Below are 18138 nucleotides of genomic sequence, written 5' to 3'. Positions count from 1 at the left end.
GCCTCACCGCCCCCGGAACTCCGCCCCCCTGCGCTCCACGAACGCCCGCAGGCCCTCCCGGGCGTCCTCGGTCGTCATGTTGATCTCCTGTGCCGCCGCCTCGGCGGCGAAGGCGGCGGCCCGGTCGCCGTCGAGGGAGGCGTTCACCAGCTGTTTGGTCAGGGCCAGGGAGCGGGTCGGGCCGGCGGCCAGCCGGGTCGCCCACTCCCTGGCCGTCTTCTCCAGCTCGCCGTCCGGGACGACCCGGTTGACCAGCCCCAGGCGTTCCGCCTCCGCCGCCGGGAGCGCGTCCCCGAAGAACATCAGCTCCTTGGCCCGCTGCGGCCCCACCAGCCGGGGCAGCAGATAGGCGCCACCGCCGTCCGGTACGAGTCCGCGCCGCACGAACACCTCGATGAACCGGGCCGACTCGGCCGCCAGCACCAGGTCGCAGGCGAGCGCGAGATGCGCGCCGAGCCCGGCGGCCGTGCCGTTCACGGCGGCGATCACCGGCTTCTCGCAGTCCAGCACGGTGGCGATGAGCCGCTGGGCGCCGAGGCGCAGGGTGCGGGCGACATCCCCCGGGACGCGCTCCCGGTCCCCCGCACCGCCCCGCAGATCGGCACCCGCGCAGAACCCGCGTCCGGTTCCGGTGAGGACGACGGCCCGTACGTCCGGATCCTCCGACGCCTGTGCCAGCAGCCCGATCAGTACGTCCCGCTGGCCGGGCGTGAGGGCGTTGAGCGCCTCGGGCCGGTCCAGGGTGACGTACGAGACATGCTCGCGTACCTCATGCCGTACCGGCTCGCTCATCGGCACACCACCAGCGCGTCCAGTGCCACCGCGCCCTGCCCGCGAGGCAGCACCAGCAGCGGGTTGATGTCCAGCTCGGCCAGCTGCCCGCCGAGTTCGAGGGCCATGCGCTGGACGCGCAGCACGACCTCCACGAGCGCGTCGAGGTCGGCCGGCGGCCGGCCGCGGACGCCGTCCAGCAGGGCCCGTCCGCGCAGTTCGGCCAGCATGTCCCGGGCCTGCTCCTCGCCGAACGGCGGAACGCGGACCGCGGCGTCGCGCAGTACCTCCACCAGTACCCCGCCCAGCCCCACGGTCACGGTCGGCCCGAACAGCTCGTCGTGGGTCACCCCGACGACCATCTCGACGCCCTGCTCGACCATCTGGCACACCAGGACACCGTCCAGCGAGACACCCTCGTAGCGGGCGATGTCGGTCAGTTCGCGGTAGGCGTCCCGGACCTGGCTGGCCGAGGTGAGCCCGATCTTCACCAGGCCCAGCTCGGTCTTGTGGGCGATCTGCGCGCCGGAGGCCTTCATCACCACGGGGTAGCCGACCTGCCCGGCCGCCCGGACGGCGGCCGCCGCGCTGGTCACCAGCTGCTCGCGCGGCACCCGGATGCCGTAGGCGCGCAGCAGCTGCTTGGCCGCGTGCTCGCTGAGCTGCTGCCCGGGCCGCATCAGGGCTTCGGCCTTGCGGAAGGAGGGCGACGGGGTGCGCGGGGCCTCGTCGAAGGGGGAGCGGTAGTGGCTCACGAAACGGTGGTGGTCGAGCCAGGCGCGGACGGCGGTGAGGCAGTTGCCGACGGTCCGGAAGGTGGCCACGCGGGAGGAGCCGAGCAGTACCTCCCGGTACGCCGGCTCGGTGCCGACCGGCGACCCCCACACCACGCACACCAGCTTGTCCGTCTCCTCGGCCGCCTCGACCAGGTCCTGGACGAGCTTGTCGCTGAGCGGCGGGAAGGGCCCGGTCACCGGGCAGATCAGCACGCCCACCTCCGGGTCGGCGAGGATCGAGTCGATGATCTTCCGGCCGCGCCAGTCGCCCACCGGATGCCCGCCGTTGTCGACCGGGTTGGCCACGCTCAGGTACTCCGGGATCCACTGGTGCAGCTCGGCCTGTCGCTCCTCCGACAGCGTGGGCAGCCGCAGCCCCCTCCCGGCGGCCAGGTCGGCGACATGCGCACCCGTGCCGCCGGAGATGGAACAGACGACGACGCCCTCGGCCCGCGGCGGCCGGGCCCGGGCCAACAGGGCGGCCGTGTCCTGGAGTTCGTCGAGTCCGTCGACGCGGAGCACGCCGTACTGCCGCATGGCCGCGTCCACGACGTCGTCGGCGCCGGTGAGCTTGCCGGTGTGCGAGGCGGCCGTGCGGGCCCCCGCCTCGGTGCGGCCCACCTTCACCGCGACCACCGGCACCTTGCGGCGGGCGGCGCGGTCGGCGGCCAGCAGGAAGGCGCGGCCGTCCTTGAGCCCCTCGACGTAGCAGGCGATGGCGCCGACCTCGGGCCGCTCGGCGAAGTAGGAGATGAAGTCGGCGGTCTCCAGGTCGGCCTCGTTGCCGGTCGGTGCCCAGTGGGAGAGCCGGATGCCCAGCTCCTGCAGGGCGAAGACGGGCCGGCCCTGGTGTCCCGACTGGGTGATGAGCGCGATCGCCGGCCCCGGCAGATCCTCCCGGAACCGCTCGAAGGCGTTCAGGTTGGTGTTCGGCCCGAGCAGCCGCAGCCCCGAGCGCCGTACGGCGTCCGCGAGCCGCTCCTGAGCCTCGGCACCGGCCTCGCCGGTCTCCGCGAACCCGGAGGCGAAGGCGACGGCGAACTTCACCTTGGCCTCGGCGAGTTCCTCGATCACCGGCAGCGGATCGGCCACCAGCAGTACGGCCAGGTCGACCTGTTCGGGCAGGCCGGCGACGGAGGCGACGCAGGGGATGCCGAACACCGACGGCCGGGTCGGATGCACCGGGTGCACCCGCGCCCCCACCCGCTCGGCCCAGCCCAGCAGTTGCCGGGTGATTCCGGTGTTCGGCCGTCCCTCGGCGTCCGAGGCGCCGATCACGGCGACCGACTCGGGCCGGAAGAACCGGGCCAGATCCGGTACGTCCGCGTACAGCGGCCGTCCGCCGACATCGAGGTCGGCCCCGCCGGATCCGCCGTCCGTGGGGTCGGCCCGCCCGTGGACGGCGGGTCCGGGCCGCTGCTCGCCGCAGGCGATGACCCGGGCCCGGCGGGAGTCGGTGGTGAGGGTGCCGTGGGTTGATCCAAGCATCGTTCCGCCCGCTCCTGTGTGACAGTGCTGGGGGACAGCACTGAGGGACAGCAGTTAACTGACACACTGTCAGATTACTGAACTGACGCAGCGTCAGGAACCGGTCGGGGGCTTGCCGGTCCCGAATCTTTGCCACGGGGTGTCGAGTTGGTCTTGGAACGGCCGCCCGGGCCGCTGTTTCCATGACTGCGTTCCACAGGGTGCGTGCCCCTGCCGTCAATGAGTCTTTCCGCTCGCCGCGCGGCACTCCCTGCGCCGCGCCGGTCGCACGGCCTGCCCGCGGTCCGCCTCCCGGACGGCGCCGACCCCGCGTTCCGCGGCCACCGGGAGCCCTGCCCTTCCGCGAAGGGCCCCGGGTGCACTCGCCGGACGAGTGCCTGCACGCGATCCTCCGGCAGGGTGCGGTGGCCCTGGTCCCCGAGCGGGCGGTGCGCCGGCGCGGCGTCGAGGGCGTCACCTGCGTCCCCGTCGGGGACGTGCCCCCACCCGCCTGGTCCTGGCCCGGCGCCGCGCGGACCGCAACCCCCTGGGCGCCTACGTGGAGGCGTTCACCGCCGTCGGGAGTCCGCGCCCGCCCCGCTGACCGCGGCGGCCACGGCGCGCGCGATGCGCCGTGCGTCCAGGGCGAGTTCGCGGAACATTCCGCTGATCGGGTTCGTGAATCCGGTGAAGTACAGGCCGGGGGCGTCCGCCGGTGTGCGGGAGCCGTGCACCACCGGTCTGCCCCGACCGTCCAGCACCCCCAGATGCCCGACCAGACCCTCCAGCGCCTGGACGTACCCGGTGGCCGCGATCACGGCGTCCGGCGAGATCCGGCTCCCGTCGGCGAGGACGACCTTCCCGTCCTCGAACCCCTCGACGGCCGCCACGATGTCCACCTTCCCCGTGCGTACGGCGTCGATGAGACCGACGTCCTGGACGGGGATGGCGCCTTCGCCGACCCGGGTGTAGCAGCCGGTGTCCGGCCGGGGCAGCCCGTGGGCCGACAGGTCGGGGACGGTGAGCCTGGCCAGCGGCCGCGCGAGCCGGTCGACGAGCCGCACGGGCAGCCGGCGCACCAGCACGCCGGTGTACTGGGCGGCCCAGCCGAGGATCGAGCGGCGCACCAGGTGCGGAACGGTGCGCACCGCCAGCCGCACCCGCGCCGCCCCGCCCGCCACCAGGTCGACGGCGATCTCGGCACCGGTGTTGCCGACGCCGACCACGAGCACGTCCCGGCCCGCGTACGGCTCGGCGTTGCGGTACCGGCCGGCGTGCAGGAAGTCCCCGCCGTAGCCGTCCAGGCCCGGCCACTCGGGCACCTTCGGGGTGTGGTTGTAGCCGGTGGCGACGACCACCGCGCTGCCGGTCAGCTCCCGCCCGCCGGAGGCGTGCAGCAGCCAGCCCTCGCCGTCCCCGGACCGCTCGATGCGGAACACCTCGACACCGGTGACGATCTCCAGCTCGTGGTGCTCGGTGTACTTCTCCAGGTACCGCACCACGTCGTCCCGGGACACCCAGCGCCCGAACCTGCGGGGCATGGGGAGGCCGGGCAGGGCGGACAGTCGCCGGGTGGTGTGCAGGTGGAGCCGGTCGTAGTGGCGCCGCCAGGAGGCACCCACCCGGTCGTCCTTCTCCAGGACCACGGCCCGTATGCCCCGCGCCCGGAGCGCGTACGCGGTGGCCAGTCCGCCGGGACCCGCGCCGATGACGTAGACGGGGCGGTCCGCGGGGGTCCGGGAGAGGTGTGCGGGGGAGGGAGGGGAGACGGCCATGAGCGGGAGCGTAATCACCCACCCGGTTGATGGGTCTCGGTCAAGACCGGAATTGGTTGCGGATCGATCACGCCTGTGGGAGATGTGGGTGGATCAGGTGTCGTAGCCGCCTCGGATCGTCGGAAGCCGCGAAGGCGCAGCTGGTCGAAACCGGCCCGGATGCGGCGCAAGGCACCGCGGTCCTGCACGGGGATCCCCGGGGGCCGGCTCTTGCCGTCCTTCCGGTGACCGGAGATCTCCGTGATCCACTCGATGGCGTCGCCCGGGTCCGTGCTCGCGCCGTGGCCGTCGTCCCGCTGGCGGAGGTGGTTTCACGTCGTCGCCGGGGTGTCCGAGTCCGGCTGCACGGCGGGCGCACAGCCGATCGACGGCACACCTCTCGGCTTTCGGTACGATCTGACGTACCGTCAGATGTCATGGACGCGATCTGGCTCGACGGTGCGGAGTGGCTCGCGGTGCTGCGCATAGGCCTTGGCCTGTGGTGGCTGGAGAGCTGGCGGCACAAGGACAAGAAGGCCTGGTTCGAGCGCGGGGCGGGCATCGCCTGGGCGGCGGACGTGGCGGAGAAGCACCGCTGGGCCCCGGTGCGGGCGGGCTTCGAGACGGTGGTGAAACCGAGGCCGAAACTGATGGCGTACATCGTGGCGTACGCCGAACTCGCCCTGGGGCTCGGCCTGATCCTGGGCTTCCTGACCCCGGTGGCCCTGCTCGGCGGCCTGGTCCTGAACGCCGTCTACTTCGTCCTTATGATCCACGACTGGGCGGAGCAGGGGCAGAACTCGATGATGGCGCTGATCTCAGTGGTCGGTTTCTTCGGGATGGCGTGGCAGACGTGGTCGCTGGACGCCGCACTGGGGTGGTTCTGATGCGGACGACGGGGCGGTTGCGATGACCACGGCACGCTTCGACATCCCCGAGATCGACGGCTTCACCCGCCCCTACTGGGAGGCGGCCGCCGAGGGCCGCCTCCTGATCCGCCGCTGCGCGGACTGCGGCCGGGCCCACCACTACCCCCGCGAGTTCTGCCCGCACTGCTGGAGCGAGGAGGTGGCCTGGGAGGAGGCGAGCGGCCGGGCGACCCTCTACACATGGTCCACGGTCCACCGCAACGACCTCCCGCCCTTCGGCGACCGCGTCCCGTACGTGGCCGCGGTGGTGGACCTGGCGGAGGGCCCGCGGATGATGACGGAGCTGGTGGAGTGCGCGGCGGAAGAGCCGGCGGCAGGGATGCCCCTGCGGGTGACGTTCCGGGAGGGAAAACCGGTGTTCAAGCCGGCCGGACGGCGTGGATGATGCCGGGGTGCATCCGGACACCTGGCGACTGACCGAAGACCTGGACGCGTTCCTCTCCCGGGCCGGCGCGTTCCTGCGCTCCCGGCCGGCCCTGCACACGCTGCAGCTGACGGTGACGGACGCGCTGCACCGGCGGGGGCTGCACCTCTTCGGCGAGGAGGCCCCGCTCTTCGGAACGCTGGAGGACGCGGACGGCGCGGTACGCGCGACCCTGCTCCACACCCCACCGCACCCCCTGCACGTCACGCCTCTCACACCGCAGTGGGCGCAGTCGCTGGCGGCGCACCTGGCCCGGCTGGGCCACCCGGTCCCCGGCTTCACGGCCGAACGGGACACGGCGGCCGCCTTCACGACGGCCTGGCACCGGCACACCGGCACGCCCGGCGCGATCAGCAAGCGCCAACGCCTCTACCGTCTGCACGAGTTGACCGCACCGGCCGTGCGTCCGCAGGGCCGGGCCCGGGTGGCCGGGCCCAGGGACCGGGAGCTGGTGATCCGCTGGTACCTGGAATTCAAGGACGCGGCCGGGCTCAGCCCGGTCCAGGACGCGGGCGAGTGGACCGACGCCCGTATCGCCCACGGCGGCATCACCCTGTGGGAAACCCCCGACGGCACGCCCGTCTCCATGGCCGGAGTGACACCGGAGACGGCCGGCCAGGTGCGGGTGGCCCCGGTGTACACCCCGGCGCGGCTCCGCGGCCACGGGTATGCGGGCGCGGTCACCGCAGAGGTGAGCCGGGTCGCGCTGGAGGGCGGGGCGGACGAGGTCCTTCTGTTCACCGACCTCGCGAACCCGACGAGCAACGGGCTGTACCAGCGGATCGGATACCGGGGGGTCGCCGACTTCGCGGTGTACGAGTTCTCACGGCCATAGCAGTCCCCTGCTCCAGCCGAACTCCGTACGCCGGTACTCCAGCCGTACGTGCCGGCGGTCGGCATCCCCCTGGAAGAACTCCACCGTCTCCGGACGCAGCCGGTACAGGGTCCAGGTCTCGCTCGGCTCCGCCGGGTTGCGCCGGGCCCGCTCCCAGGCGGCCTCCGAGGCCTTCCGCAGCTCCTGAGCCGAGGACAGCTCCTCGCTCTGCCGACCCGTGAGCGCCGCCGCCAGGGCGCCCGTGGAGCGTGCGTGCAGGTCCGCCTGGCTCTCCATCGACGGCGCCGAGGTCACCGGGCCCCGCACCCGCACCTGCCGCCCCAGCACCGGCCAGTAGAAGACCACGGCCGCGTACGGGTGGGCGCCCAGGGCCCGGCCCTTGCGGCTGGTGGCGTGGGTGGCGAAGGACCAGCCGCCCGCGTCGGCGCCGTGCAGCATCACGATCCGTACGTCCGGATTCCCCTGCTCGTCGGTGGTCGCGAGCGACATCGTGTGCGGCTCGGGCTGGCCGGCCTCCACCGCCTCCGCGAACCAGCTCGTGAACAGAGGGAGCGGTGTCGGCGGCGCCTTGTCCGGGTCGAAGGGAGGCAGCGTCGTCGTCCCCGCGTCCCACACCCGTAGCGACCTCAGCAGTGTGTGGAGATCAGTTCCCATCCCCTCATGCTCACACCTGGCCCAGATCCGACGACACCCACCGCTCCGGTCGCATGTGGATCACCACCTGCTCCCCGTGGTTCTTCCAGGCGAAGTCGACATATCCGTCCACCTTCCCGGCCGGCAGGTAACGCGCCGAGATCTCCCGCAGCTCGTCGATGGTCGCCGGAGTCGTCCTGACCACCGGGCCCTCCACCGACACATACCTGATCGTCGGCTCCAGCCGGTCGATCATCAGCGTGAACCGGCCCGCCGCGCTGATGAGGCCGTACTTGCGGGACTCCCGCCCCGTCATGATCCACACGTCCCCGCCGGGCTCGTACCAGTACCAGATCGGCACGGCCAGTGGCGCCCGGCCCGGGCCCGAGTCCACCGCCAGTGCGGCGATGTGCGCCTCGGCCAGGAACGCCTCTCGCTCGTCGCGGGTCAACGCCATCTCGGTTTCCTCCCGTGGCTCGTCCGTCGCCGGCGGCAACACCCGCCGCCACGGACCGTCTTCCCGCGAGGTGCGCCGGCCGATCAGTTCCGGCCGAGGACCACCGTCCCGGACGAGCAGAACCAGCCCCCTGTCCCGGACACCACACCAAGGCGCGGCAGCTGCCCGTCCCCGCTCCGCACCTGTCTCTCCCCGCCCTCCCCGCGCAGTTGCCGCACCGCTTCCACGAGCAGGAAAAGGCCGCGCATCCCGGGGTGTTGGGCCGACAGCCCGCCCCCGTCCGTGTTCACCGGCAGCTCTCCGCCCCGCACCAGCAGCCGGCCCTTCTCCACGAACGCCCCGCCCTCGCCCTTGGCGCAGAAGCCCAGGTCCTCCAGGGTCACCAGGGTCATGTAGGTGAAGGCGTCGTAGATCTCCGCGAAGTCGATCTCGGCCGGGCGTACCCCGGCCCGTTCGAAGGCGAGCCGGCCGCTCACCGCCGCCGGGGAGACCGTGAAGTCCGGCCACTCGGACATCGTGGCGTGCGAGAGGTGCTCGCCGGTGCCGAGGATCCACACGGGGTGGGCACGGCAGTCCCGTACGTACTCCTCGGCCACCAGCAGCACCGCCGCCCCGCCGTCCGAGCGTATGCAGCAGTGCAGCTTGGTGAAGGGGTCGGCGATCATCGGCCCGGACAGGACGTCGTCGACCGTGATCGGGTCGCGGAACATCGCCTCCGGGTTCAGGGCCGCGTTGGCCCTCGCCTGGACCGCCACCTCGGCCAGCTGCTCGATCGTCGTGCCGTGTTCGATCATGTGGCGGCGGGCCGCCATCGCGTACTTGGCGATCAGCGTGTGCCCGTACGGCACCTCGAACTGGAGGGGGCCCCGTGCCCCGAAGGAGAGGTTCCCCGTCCTGCGGCCCGCCCTGATGTCGGCCCGCGCCGTCGAGCCGTAGACCAGCAGGACGGCGTTCGCGTGGCCCGCCGCTATCGCGTCCGCCGCGTGGGCCGCCATCACCTCCCAGGTCGAGCCGCCGACGGAGGTGGAGTCCACCCAGGTGGGGCGCAGGCCCAGATACTCGGCCACCTCCACCGGGGCCAGTGTGCCGAGGCCCGCCGAAGCGAAGCCGTCCACCAGGGCGCGGTCCAGACCCGCGTCCGCGAGGGCGCGGCGGGCCGCCTGGGCGTGCAGGGCGTACGGGGTCGTGTCGTCCACGCGGCCGCAGTCGGAGAGGGCCACCCCGGCCACGGCGACTTTCCGGTTCCCGGGTCTCATGAATCTGACGGTACATCAGATCCGGTGCCTCGCGGCAGGTGTCGCACCCCTGGGCATCCCTCCCGGGGCGCCCTAATATGACGCACCGTCAGATCAGGTCGGAGGGATCGGATCAGCCATGGATACGCGCCTCACCGCCGAGCAGGACGAGATCCGCCGCACCCTGCGCGAGCTGCTGCACAAACGCTGTGGCGCCGAGGAGCTGCGGGCCGCCGCCGGCAGCCCGGCCGGGTACGACCCCGCGCTGTGGTCCGCCCTCGCCGACCGGCTCGGCCTGCCCGGGCTCGCCCTCCCCGAGGCCTACGGCGGTGTCGGCTGCTCGGCCACCGAACTCGCCCTCGCCTGCGAGGAGGTGGGGCGGGCGCTCGCCCCCTCCCCGCTGCTGGCCACCTCCGTCCTCGCGGCTCCGCTGATCCTCGCCCTCGGCACCGAGGCCCAGCGCGCCGACCTGCTGCCCCGCCTCGCCGCCGGTACCCGCACCGCCACCCTCGCCGTCCCCGGCCCCGCCCTCGCCACCGCCCTCGCCCTGACCCGCGGCAACGGTGGGGAGTGGGCCGGCGGCGGCCGGGCGGGGGGTGTGCAGGCCCGGCACGGTGCGGACGGATGGCGGCTGTACGGGCAGGCCGACCAGGTGCTGCACGGGCACGGCGCGAGTCTCCTCCTGGTCGCCGCGCACACCGGCGGGTTCGCGCGGTCCCGGACCCTGCTGTTCCTGGTCGCGGGGGACGCCGTGGGAGTCGTACGGACCCGGCAGACCGCGCTGGACGCCACCCGGCCGCAGGGGCGCATCCAACTGCGGGACGTGCCCGCCGAGTTGCTGGGCCCCGTCGAGCAGGACGTGCTTCCCGCCCTGGCCGCACTCGGTGACACCGCCGCCGCCGTGCTCGCCGCCGAGGCGGTGGGGGCCGCCGACCGGGTGCTGGAGCGGACCGTGGAGTACGTGGGGCAGCGGGAGCAGTTCGGCCGGGCCATCGGCTCCTTCCAGGCGGTGAAGCACCGGCTGGCGGACGTGTACGTGGCGGTGCAGGCCGCACGCTCGGCCGCCTATTACGCCGCCTGGGCGACGGCGCACGGGGAGAAGGCGGGCGGGCTGGCCCTCGCCCAGGCGCTGGAGGCGCTGCGGTGTGCGGCCGGGGAGGCGGTCCAGCTGCACGGCGGGATCGGGTTCACCTGGGAGCACGAGGCCCACCTGTACTTCAAACGGGCGGCCGGTGACGAGCTGCTGTTCGGGCCCGTGCACCGGCTGCGGGACCGGGCGGCCGAGGAGGCCGGGCTGTTCGTGCGCGGGGAGGTGGCGGTCTGATGGTCGCCGTCGGCGTGCGGTTCGTACAGAGGGTCTCCGCCACCCGGACCTTCGCGAAGGTCGCCCCGCATGTGATCCCGGCCCTCGACCGGGCCGTCCACCGGCTCACCCGGGGCAGGGTGCTGCTCAGCGCCCGGATGCTGCCGGGCGTGATCCTCACCTCCACCGGCGCCCGCAGCGGGTTGGCCCGCCGGACCCCGCTGGCCTGCATGCCGGAGGGGAAGGGGAGCAGCTGGCTCCTCGTCGGCTCCAACTTCGGCCGGACCGGCCATCCCGCCTGGACCCACAACCTGCTCGCCCGTCCGGACGCCTCGATCAGCTGGAAAGGCCGGGACATCCCCGTCACGGCCCGGCTGCTGGAGGGCGAGGAGCGGGCCGACGCCTGGAAGGCGCTGCTTGCGTTCTGGCCGCCGTACGCCACCTACCAGGCGCGGGTGGAGCGGGAGATCAGGGTGTTCCGGCTGACGCGCGTGCACCCGTGACCGGCAGTGATCGGACAGCCCTCGGCGGCCGCAACGACAACGGACAGGAGCCGGCCGCGCGTGGCCGGCCTACACCTTCGTGCGCCGACCGCGGAACGAGGCGCGGTAGCCGTGCGGCGTCGTTCCGGTCACCCGCTTGAAGCGCTCGCGGAATGCGGTGGGCGAGCCGAACCCGGCCTGGCCCGCCACGCGCTCGACCGGGTCGTCGGTGGTCTCCAGCAGATACTGGGCCCGGCGGACGCGTGCGCACAGCAGCCACTGCAGGGGCGTGGTGCCGGTCTGTTCGTGGAACCGCCTGCTGAAGGTCCGCTCGCTCAGCCCGGACCGGGACGCCATGGTCTCCAAGGAGAGGTCCTGGCCCAGGTGTTCCTCGATCCAGGTGAGAACCGGTTCGATCACCGACCCCTGGGGCACCGGAGGCTGCTGGTGGACGATGAACTGGGCCTGACCGCCTTCCCGCTCCAACGGCATCACCATCAGGCGGGCGGTGTCGGCCGCCACGGCAGAGCCCAGGTCGTGCCGGACCATGTGCAGGCACAGGTCCAGGCCTGCCGACGCCCCGGCCGACGTCAGCAGCCGGCCGTTGTCGACGTACAGCACGTCCGGACGGACCTCCACCTTCGGGTAGAGCTCCGCGAGCAGACCGGTGGCCAGCCAGTGCGTGGTCGCGGCGAGACCGTCGAGGAGTCCCGCCTGGGCCAGGGTGAACGCTCCCGAGCAGATCGAGGCGATCCGGGTCCCTCGCGCCGCCGCTGCCCGCAACGCCTCCAGGGCCTCCTCGGCGGGCGGGCTGCTGAAATCGGAGCGGCCGGGCACGACGATCGTGTCCGCGTCGGCCAGCGCCTCCAGTCCCCAGGGTGCCCGCACGGCGTACACACCGCTGTCCACGTCCGGCGTCACCCCGCAGACCCGCACCTGGTACGGCCGTCGGCCGTCCGGCAGCCGGACGCATCCGAACACCTCGACCGGGAGCGCGAGGTCGAACGCCAGCACCCGGTCCAACGCGAGCACCGCCACGGTGTGCATGGCATCAACGATAGACGTAATCCAGCCAATGCCAACACTTCGGGCAAAAGGCTCAGAGGGGAGAGAGTTCCAGGTCAGAAGCGTGGCGGGAATCCGTTGCTGTTTGTCGATCCAGCCGCTGTGCCGCTTTTCGACCGGTCACTAACGTGAGCGCTACGGGCCCCGAGAGCGAAGAACGACCATCTCCACCGAAGGGGGCGGTCTCTTGTTCATCGATCATCTGTGGATGGTGGGGTTCCGCCTCCGCACCGGTACGGACCGGACCGTCAGGCACTTCTACGTCGTCCGGAACGCCATGGACGAGCACGACGCCCGGCGGCGTGCGGCACGGCTGGCCGATTCCCTCGCGGAGCGGGAAGCACGCGAGCACGCGGCGCTCGACGAGACAGGGACCGAGGTCCTCCTTCTCCACCGCGACGCCCTGGGGAACTGGCGCCGGTCGGCCCACAGCCCCGGGGCCGGTGCCCGTCCTCCCGTCCGGCCCTTCGCCGACGTCCGAGCCTGCGCGCCCGGATGAACGACCGCTCGCGGCACGCGTCGAGGCGCCGCTCGACAGGATCGCGCTGCCCGTACGCCGCACGGCCGACGACCGGTGGCCTGTCATCGAGGCTGCCGCGTCGCGGCCGGTGGCTCTGCTGCTAGAGCGTCGCCAGCCGTTCCACCAGCAAGAACGCGCCGATTCCCAGCATCGCCGCACCCGAGGTTCGGGTGACCGCGCGGGCCGCCGCCGGGCGGGCCGCCAGCAGGGCGCGGGCCAGGGCGCCGACACTGAGGTACACCGCCGCGCAGCACGCCATGTGCAGCAGGCCGAGTGCCACGGTCTGTGCGGGCACGGGCAGGTGGGCGCCCCGGAGGGTGAGGAACTGGGGGAGCACCGAGAAATAGAGCAGCAGGCCCTTGGGGTTCAGGCCGCTGATCGTGGCGCCCCGCAGGAAGAGGCGCCCGTCCGCGTCGGCGGTCTCCTGGGCCGTCCCCGGGACGGCCGGGCGGCGCAGCACCCTCCAGCCCAGCCACAGCAGATACCCGGCGCCCGCCACCGTCAGCGCCGTCAGCAGCCGGGGCGAGCCCGCCACCAGGACCGCGAGCCCCGCCGTCGCCAGGACCGTGTGCAGGGCGTACCCGCAGACCAGGCCCGCCACCGCGCGCGCCACCGGGCGGCCGCGCAGGGCGGTCGTGATGACGTACGCCCAGTCGGCGCCGGGTACGCACACCAGCAGCAGGTCGACGACGAGAAAGGAGAAGAGCAGTCCCGGATCCATGCTGGGGACATTAGGCGTGAATGGCCCGAAAGTGTTCCTGAAATTTGCCCATGATCGGAGGATCTGAGCAATTATCTTCTTCATGGATGACGTGGACCGGAAAATTCTTGCCGAGCTGCAGCAGGACGGACGGCTGACCGTGACCGAGCTGGCCGCCCGGGTGCGCCTCAGCGTCTCGCCCTGCCACCGGCGGCTGCGCGAGCTGGAGCGCTCCGGTGCCATCCAGGGCTACCGGGCGGTGGTGGACGCGGCCGCCCTCGGGCTGAACTTCGAGGCGCTGGTCTTCGTCTCCATGCGGCAGGAGGACCGGGACACGGTCGTCGAGTTCGAGCGGGCGGTCAGCGAGCTGGAGCACGTCCTCGACGCGCAGCGGCTGTTCGGCGAGCCCGACTATCTGCTGCGGGTGGCCACCGCCGACCTCGCGGCCTTCCAACGGCTGTACGACGAGCGGCTCGCGACCCTGCCCGGGGTGCAGCGGCTCACGTCCACGCTGGTGATGAAGCACGTGGTGCAGGACCGGCCGCTGCCTGCGGCGCGGGGATAGCGGTACGGGGATAGCGGTACGGCCCGGCGGGCCCGACGCGACCTGCTCTGCACGCGCTCGGAGCCGAAGATGAAGACAGGCGGCGGTCCACTCGGGTGAACCGCCGCCTGCCAGACAGGACTTGGGACGTGGAAAAGGCCGCCTGCTACTTCGTCGGCTTCTTGCCGGTCACGCCCAGGTGCACCAACAGCGCCAGGTTCGGCTTGAGTTCGGCCTGTTTGACGCCCCAGGACGAGAAGCCCTTCTGGTGCGAGGCCACCGCGGCGAGCATCGCGACCAGCGAGCCCGCGATCGCGGCGGGGTTCACGTCCTTGTCGACCCTGCCCTTGGCCTGCAGTTCGGCGATGGACTCCGCGAGGGAGTTGTTCACCGAGTTCAGAATCTTCATGCGGATCTTGTAGAACCGTTTGTCCCCCTCGGCCGCGCCGAGATCGACCACGCGCAGAATCGCGTCGTTCTTCCGCCAGAACTCCAGGAAGCCGTCCACGAGTTCCTGCGCGGTCTGCCAGCCCGACTTGCCGGCCCAGCTGCGCCCTTCGAGCAGCTCGGTCAACCCGGCGCCCTCGGTGGCCATTTGCTCGGCGATCTCCAGGACGGCGCCCTCGACGTCCGGGAAGTACTGGTAGAAGGTCGCGGGCGAAGTGCCCGCCTTCCGGGCGACATCGATGACCTTGACGTCCCGGTAGGGGGAGGAGCTGAGCATCTCGCTGAGGCAGTCGAGCAGCTTCTGCCGGGTCGCCTGCCCACGCCGGCCGGCCACGCGGCCGTCGACGGTACGCACTTGTCCTGTCATGCCGTCAGCTTACCGAGGGGTGATCGGAGCGCGATTCGGCCGACTGCAAATGGGGTGCACGGGTGTATCGGGGGTGGTGCGGCTGGTCTGCGGGGTGCGCGCGACGCGGTTACTTTGGCGGCATGGCCGAAAACAGGGCATCGGTGTACGGAGAGGGCGTCCCCTGCTGGGTGGATGCCCAGCTGTCCGACGTCGAGGCGGGCAAGCGGTTCTACGGTGAGCTTTTCGGGTGGACCTTCGAGGTCGCGTTCGGCTCGTCCGTGCTGGCCCGGCTGGGCGGCGAGCCTGTCGCCTCGCTGGCCCCGAAGGCGGACGGCCGGCTGCCCACCGTCTGGACGGTGTACTTCGCCACCCCGGACGCAGAGGCGCTCACCCGGCGGATCACGGCGGCCGGCGGACAGGTCGTGATGGCCCCCACGCCGCTGGAGGACCTGGGTACGGCCGCTCTGGCCGCCGACCCCGACGGCGCGGTGTTCGGCCTGTGGCAGCCGGGCAGCCACCCCGGCTTCGGACGGCGGCGCGAGCCGAACACGTTCGTCTGGGCCGAGCTGTACACCCGCGACACCGCCACTGCCAACGTCTTCTACGGCGACCTCTTCCACGAGGCCCTGTTCGGCGCCGATGCCGAACCCGACTTCGGCCGCGCGGACGTCTCCGACGTCTTCCCGGCCGAGATGCCCCCGCACTTCCTCGCGCACTTCCGGGTGACGGACCTGGACGACGCCGTCGCGGCCGTGCAGCGGCTCGGCGGACGGGTCCAGGTGCCACCCTTCGAGACGTCGTACGGACGAGTGGCCGTCGTCACCGACAATCAAGGGGCGTCGTTCGCGGTACTGCAGCGGTGAGGCGGACACCACGGCGACGAATTGACCGTATTGGGCATGAGACACCCCGATTCATCACCGGGTTCGCAACCAGGCGCCCGGCCAGGAAGAATCGGGGTGTGTGCCGCCAGAGCGGTGCGGTGGTGAGACGCTGCACCTCGGTCGCGTACATATGTGGGTGGCGCGGCTCGTACGGGGAGGTGGCAGGCAAGTGGTGGATCAGCTGACGCAGCACGATCCGCGGCGGATCGGGCCGTTCGAGGTGCTCGGCCGGCTGGGGGCCGGCGGCATGGGGCTGGTCTATCTGGCGCGCTCGGCGTCCGGCCGGCGAGTGGCGATCAAGACGGTCCGCACCGAGCTGGCCGAGGACCAGCTCTTCCGTGTCCGCTTCACCCGCGAGGTGGAGGCGGCCCGCGCGGTCTCCGGCTTCTACACGGCGGCCGTCGTCGACGCCGACCCGCGCGCCGCCGTGCCCTGGCTCGCCACGGCCTATGTCCCCGCGCCCTCCCTCGAAGAAATAGTGAACGACTGCGGGCCGCTCCCGGCCCAGGCGGTGCGCTGGCTGGCGGCGGGTGTGGCCGAGGCCCTGCAGTCCATCCACGGCGCCGGCCTGGTCCACCGCGACCTGAAGCCCTCCAACGTCCTGGTGGTCGAGGACGGCCCCCGGGTGATCGACTTCGGTATCGCCTCCGGAGTCTCGAACACCCGTCTGACGATGACGAACGTCGCCGTCGGCACCCCCGCCTACATGTCCCCCGAACAGGCCAAGGACTCCCGCAGCGTCACGGGCGCCAGCGACGTCTTCTCGCTCGGCTCGATGCTGGTCTTCGCCGCCACCGGACACCCGCCCTTCCACGGCGCCAATCCCGTCGAGACCGTCTTCATGCTGCTCCGTGAGGGCCCGGACCTCACCGGCCTCCCGGACGAGCTGCGCCCGCTGATCGAGTCCTGCATGCAGATGGAGGCCACCGGCCGGCCCAACCCCGCGGACCTCCAGGCCCAGCTCGCCCCGCATCTCTTCGGCTCCGGCTCCGACGACAGCGGCACCGCCTCCGCCTGGCTGCCCGAGAAGGCCGTCGGCCTCATCGAGGCCCGGCGCGGCGGCCGCCCCGCCGTCAAGCCGGCCCCCACCGGGCCCGGCCCCCGCAGCGGCGGCCGGTCGGCCCTGCCGCCGCCCCCGTCCTACGAGCCCGCGGTCCCGGCCCCCGCACCGGTCGGCGCCCCCGGCACCGGCCCGGTCCGCCTGGCCGGCGCCCAGGTGCCCATCGGCCCCGGCCCCCGGGTCGCCGACGCCCGCGCCGCCGCCGTCAAGGCACCCCCGCCGGAGGCCGGTCTGGTCGCCAGCTGGTCCCGCCCCCGTCCCGGCGTCAACGGTGTCGACCCCGCCGTACCCCCCGCCCCGGCCGTGCCCCCGGAGACCGCGTCCGGCTGGCGCCCCTGGCGTTTCCGCATGTCCAACGACGTCTGGGGCACCCCGTCCGTCGACGGCGACCTCGTCTACGTCACCTCCTTCGAGGTGCACGCCCTGGACGTGGCCACCGGCCGGCGCCGCTTCAAGACCCGGGACGTCGCCTGGTCCATGGCGGTCGCCGACGGCCGCATCCACGCCTCCGACGGCCCCACCCTGTTCGCCCTGGACGCCCGCGAGGGCGGCGACCTGTGGCGGCTGTCCACGGACGCCTGGGTGTACTCCCTGCACGCCGACCGCGGCACGGTCGTCACCGGCACCCGCGGCGGCGGCGTCCAGGCCTGGGAAGCCTCGGGCGGCCAGAAGCTGTGGGAGATCTCCGGCTGCCAGACCGACTTCGAGTCCCCCGAGTCCGGCCCCGCCGTCCACGACGGCACCGTCTACGTCTGGCAGGACGCCCGGCTGCGCGCCCTGGAGGCCCGCACCGGCGAAGAGCGCTGGTCCTACCCCATCGGCGACGCGGCCTCCTGCGGCGGCGTCCCGGTCCGCATCACCCCGGCCCCCGACGGCTACGTCTACGTCACGGCCGGCACCCGTGTCCTCGCGATCGACGTGGCGAGCGGCATGGTGCGCTGGCACTTCGAGGCACCCGCGGTCTTCCTCTGTCCGCCCGCCTTCGCCCCCGGCCCCGCCGTCACCGGCGGCGGCGTCTACCTCGCCGACTACCTGGGCACGGTCTACGCCCTCGACGCCACCGACGGCCGCGACCGCTGGCGCATCGCCACCGAGGCCCGCTCCTCCATCGAGCCGGTCCTGGTGGCGGCCGGGCACGTCCACGTCGGCAGCGGCAGGGGTCTGTACACCCTGGACGCGGTCACCGGCACCCCCAAGTGGCGCTTCCAGGCCGGCGGCGAGGTCGTGGGCGCACCCTCGGTCGCCGAGGGCCGCATCCACTTCGGCTCCACCGACCATCTCCTCTACACCCTCAAGGCCGACGACGGCCGCCTGCGCTGGAAGCTCGCCACCGGCGGCGAGATCACCGGCTCGCCGGTCGTCAAGGACGGGGTGGTGTACGCGTGCAGCAAGGACCGCTGCGTGTACGCGCTCGACGCGGAGAAGGGGACGGGAACGGCCCGCACCGCCTGACCGGGGCGGGCCTGGTCGGGTGACGGCCGTCGTACGGGTACACGGAAGGGT

At 72.8% G+C, this 18138-nt stretch carries 18 protein-coding genes; 9 read left to right on the top strand and 9 right to left on the bottom strand.

Annotation, left to right across the window (positions count from 1 at the left end):
* Nucleotides 1-3 precede the first annotated feature (3 nt).
* The 3 genes from ACIRU3_RS15640 to ACIRU3_RS15630 all read right to left on the bottom strand — a co-directional run bounded on the left by ACIRU3_RS15640 (nucleotide 4) and on the right by ACIRU3_RS15630 (nucleotide 4789).
* Complete coding sequence (locus ACIRU3_RS15640; RefSeq protein WP_404056414.1) at nucleotides 4-792, bottom strand: enoyl-CoA hydratase/isomerase family protein; 789 nt, start codon at nucleotides 790-792, stop codon at nucleotides 4-6.
* On the bottom strand, nucleotides 789-3035 hold the full coding sequence (locus ACIRU3_RS15635) for an acetate--CoA ligase family protein (protein WP_404056412.1): 2247 nt from the start codon (nucleotides 3033-3035) through the stop codon (nucleotides 789-791). Before ACIRU3_RS15635 ends, ACIRU3_RS15640 begins: the two co-directional genes overlap by 4 nt.
* A gap of 548 nt (nucleotides 3036-3583) precedes the next feature.
* Nucleotides 3584-4789 carry a flavin-containing monooxygenase gene (locus tag ACIRU3_RS15630; protein WP_404056410.1) on the bottom strand — a complete coding sequence of 402 codons (1206 nt, stop codon included), beginning with the start codon at nucleotides 4787-4789 and terminating at the stop codon, nucleotides 3584-3586.
* Nucleotides 4790-5205: 416 nt separating this feature from the next.
* On the opposite strand from ACIRU3_RS15630, the gene ACIRU3_RS15625 reads away from it, so the two are divergent.
* From ACIRU3_RS15625 to ACIRU3_RS15615, 3 genes are read left to right on the top strand one after another with little or no spacing between them, the layout of a single operon-like run.
* Nucleotides 5206-5655, top strand: coding sequence for a DoxX family membrane protein (locus tag ACIRU3_RS15625; protein ID WP_404056408.1), 450 nt, complete (start codon nucleotides 5206-5208; stop codon nucleotides 5653-5655).
* A 22-nt stretch (nucleotides 5656-5677) separates the two neighbouring features.
* Complete coding sequence (locus ACIRU3_RS15620) at nucleotides 5678-6082, top strand: Zn-ribbon domain-containing OB-fold protein (RefSeq protein WP_404056406.1); 405 nt, start codon at nucleotides 5678-5680, stop codon at nucleotides 6080-6082.
* Nucleotides 6083-6089: 7 nt separating this feature from the next.
* Nucleotides 6090-6956: a GNAT family N-acetyltransferase gene (locus ACIRU3_RS15615; protein ID WP_404056404.1), complete on the top strand. Its 867-nt coding sequence runs from the start codon at nucleotides 6090-6092 to the stop codon at nucleotides 6954-6956.
* Here ACIRU3_RS15615 and ACIRU3_RS15610 read toward each other — a convergent pair.
* From ACIRU3_RS15610 to ACIRU3_RS15600, 3 genes are all read right to left on the bottom strand, one after another.
* Nucleotides 6945-7610 carry a pyridoxal 5'-phosphate synthase gene (locus ACIRU3_RS15610; RefSeq protein WP_404056403.1) on the bottom strand — a complete coding sequence of 222 codons (666 nt, stop codon included), beginning with the start codon at nucleotides 7608-7610 and terminating at the stop codon, nucleotides 6945-6947. The two genes, ACIRU3_RS15615 and ACIRU3_RS15610, sit on opposite strands and share 12 nt — an antisense overlap.
* Nucleotides 7611-7620: 10 nt before the next feature.
* A complete protein-coding gene (locus tag ACIRU3_RS15605; protein ID WP_404056401.1) occupies nucleotides 7621-8046 on the bottom strand; it encodes a pyridoxamine 5'-phosphate oxidase family protein in 426 nt (141 codons plus the stop codon).
* An 83-nt stretch (nucleotides 8047-8129) separates the two neighbouring features.
* Nucleotides 8130-9302 carry a thiolase C-terminal domain-containing protein gene (locus ACIRU3_RS15600; protein ID WP_404056399.1) on the bottom strand — a complete coding sequence of 391 codons (1173 nt, stop codon included), beginning with the start codon at nucleotides 9300-9302 and terminating at the stop codon, nucleotides 8130-8132.
* Nucleotides 9303-9420: 118 nt separating this feature from the next.
* Between ACIRU3_RS15600 and ACIRU3_RS15595 the strand changes: the two genes are divergently transcribed.
* Nucleotides 9421-10605: an acyl-CoA dehydrogenase family protein gene (locus ACIRU3_RS15595; protein ID WP_404056397.1), complete on the top strand. Its 1185-nt coding sequence runs from the start codon at nucleotides 9421-9423 to the stop codon at nucleotides 10603-10605.
* Nucleotides 10605-11087 (top strand): nitroreductase family deazaflavin-dependent oxidoreductase, encoded by a 483-nt coding sequence (locus ACIRU3_RS15590; protein ID WP_404056395.1) that lies wholly within the window; start codon nucleotides 10605-10607, stop codon nucleotides 11085-11087. Before ACIRU3_RS15595 ends, ACIRU3_RS15590 begins: the two co-directional genes overlap by 1 nt.
* 69 nt (nucleotides 11088-11156) lie before the next feature.
* On the opposite strand, the gene ACIRU3_RS15585 is transcribed toward ACIRU3_RS15590, so the two are convergent.
* Complete coding sequence (locus ACIRU3_RS15585) at nucleotides 11157-12113, bottom strand: GlxA family transcriptional regulator (protein ID WP_404056393.1); 957 nt, start codon at nucleotides 12111-12113, stop codon at nucleotides 11157-11159.
* A 226-nt stretch (nucleotides 12114-12339) separates the two neighbouring features.
* On the opposite strand from ACIRU3_RS15585, the gene ACIRU3_RS15580 reads away from it, so the two are divergent.
* Nucleotides 12340-12630 carry a hypothetical protein gene (locus ACIRU3_RS15580; RefSeq protein ID WP_404056391.1) on the top strand — a complete coding sequence of 97 codons (291 nt, stop codon included), beginning with the start codon at nucleotides 12340-12342 and terminating at the stop codon, nucleotides 12628-12630.
* Nucleotides 12631-12751: 121 nt separating this feature from the next.
* Here the strand turns inward: ACIRU3_RS15580 and ACIRU3_RS15575 are convergent, their stop codons facing one another.
* Nucleotides 12752-13372, bottom strand: coding sequence for a LysE family translocator (locus tag ACIRU3_RS15575; RefSeq protein WP_404056389.1), 621 nt, complete (start codon nucleotides 13370-13372; stop codon nucleotides 12752-12754).
* Between the two features lie 82 nt (nucleotides 13373-13454).
* Here ACIRU3_RS15575 and ACIRU3_RS15570 point away from each other — a divergent pair, with 82 nt between their 5' ends.
* Complete coding sequence (locus ACIRU3_RS15570) at nucleotides 13455-13916, top strand: Lrp/AsnC family transcriptional regulator (protein WP_404056387.1); 462 nt, start codon at nucleotides 13455-13457, stop codon at nucleotides 13914-13916.
* 145 nt (nucleotides 13917-14061) lie between these two features.
* On the opposite strand, the gene ACIRU3_RS15565 is transcribed toward ACIRU3_RS15570, so the two are convergent.
* Nucleotides 14062-14697 carry a TetR family transcriptional regulator gene (locus ACIRU3_RS15565; protein ID WP_404056911.1) on the bottom strand — a complete coding sequence of 212 codons (636 nt, stop codon included), beginning with the start codon at nucleotides 14695-14697 and terminating at the stop codon, nucleotides 14062-14064.
* A gap of 134 nt (nucleotides 14698-14831) precedes the next feature.
* Here ACIRU3_RS15565 and ACIRU3_RS15560 point away from each other — a divergent pair, with 134 nt between their 5' ends.
* Entirely contained in the window at nucleotides 14832-15554 is a 723-nt protein-coding gene (locus ACIRU3_RS15560; RefSeq protein ID WP_404056385.1) for a VOC family protein, read from the top strand.
* 190 nt (nucleotides 15555-15744) lie between these two features.
* Complete coding sequence (locus tag ACIRU3_RS15555; protein WP_404056383.1) at nucleotides 15745-18087, top strand: PQQ-binding-like beta-propeller repeat protein; 2343 nt, start codon at nucleotides 15745-15747, stop codon at nucleotides 18085-18087.
* Nucleotides 18088-18138 lie beyond the last annotated feature (51 nt).

The sequence above is a fragment of the Streptomyces sp. NPDC101151 genome, from assembly GCF_044768335.1.
Lineage (GTDB): Bacteria > Actinomycetota > Actinomycetes > Streptomycetales > Streptomycetaceae > Streptomyces.
This window is presented reverse-complemented; position numbering and strand designations above follow the sequence as displayed.

Coding starts and splice junctions, on each gene's coding strand:
- ACIRU3_RS15640 (WP_404056414.1), bottom strand. CDS start 792: ATGAGCGAGCCGGTACGGCATGAGGTACGCGAGCATGTCTCGTACGTC.
- ACIRU3_RS15635 (WP_404056412.1), bottom strand. CDS start 3,035: ATGCTTGGATCAACCCACGGCACCCTCACCACCGACTCCCGCCGGGCC.
- ACIRU3_RS15630 (WP_404056410.1), bottom strand. CDS start 4,789: ATGGCCGTCTCCCCTCCCTCCCCCGCACACCTCTCCCGGACCCCCGCG.
- ACIRU3_RS15625 (WP_404056408.1), top strand. CDS start 5,206: ATGGACGCGATCTGGCTCGACGGTGCGGAGTGGCTCGCGGTGCTGCGC.
- ACIRU3_RS15620 (WP_404056406.1), top strand. CDS start 5,678: ATGACCACGGCACGCTTCGACATCCCCGAGATCGACGGCTTCACCCGC.
- ACIRU3_RS15610 (WP_404056403.1), bottom strand. CDS start 7,610: ATGGGAACTGATCTCCACACACTGCTGAGGTCGCTACGGGTGTGGGAC.
- ACIRU3_RS15605 (WP_404056401.1), bottom strand. CDS start 8,046: ATGGCGTTGACCCGCGACGAGCGAGAGGCGTTCCTGGCCGAGGCGCAC.
- ACIRU3_RS15600 (WP_404056399.1), bottom strand. CDS start 9,302: ATGAGACCCGGGAACCGGAAAGTCGCCGTGGCCGGGGTGGCCCTCTCC.
- ACIRU3_RS15595 (WP_404056397.1), top strand. CDS start 9,421: ATGGATACGCGCCTCACCGCCGAGCAGGACGAGATCCGCCGCACCCTG.
- ACIRU3_RS15590 (WP_404056395.1), top strand. CDS start 10,605: ATGGTCGCCGTCGGCGTGCGGTTCGTACAGAGGGTCTCCGCCACCCGG.
- ACIRU3_RS15585 (WP_404056393.1), bottom strand. CDS start 12,113: ATGCACACCGTGGCGGTGCTCGCGTTGGACCGGGTGCTGGCGTTCGAC.
- ACIRU3_RS15580 (WP_404056391.1), top strand. CDS start 12,340: ATGGTGGGGTTCCGCCTCCGCACCGGTACGGACCGGACCGTCAGGCAC.
- ACIRU3_RS15575 (WP_404056389.1), bottom strand. CDS start 13,372: ATGGATCCGGGACTGCTCTTCTCCTTTCTCGTCGTCGACCTGCTGCTG.
- ACIRU3_RS15570 (WP_404056387.1), top strand. CDS start 13,455: ATGGATGACGTGGACCGGAAAATTCTTGCCGAGCTGCAGCAGGACGGA.
- ACIRU3_RS15560 (WP_404056385.1), top strand. CDS start 14,832: ATGGCCGAAAACAGGGCATCGGTGTACGGAGAGGGCGTCCCCTGCTGG.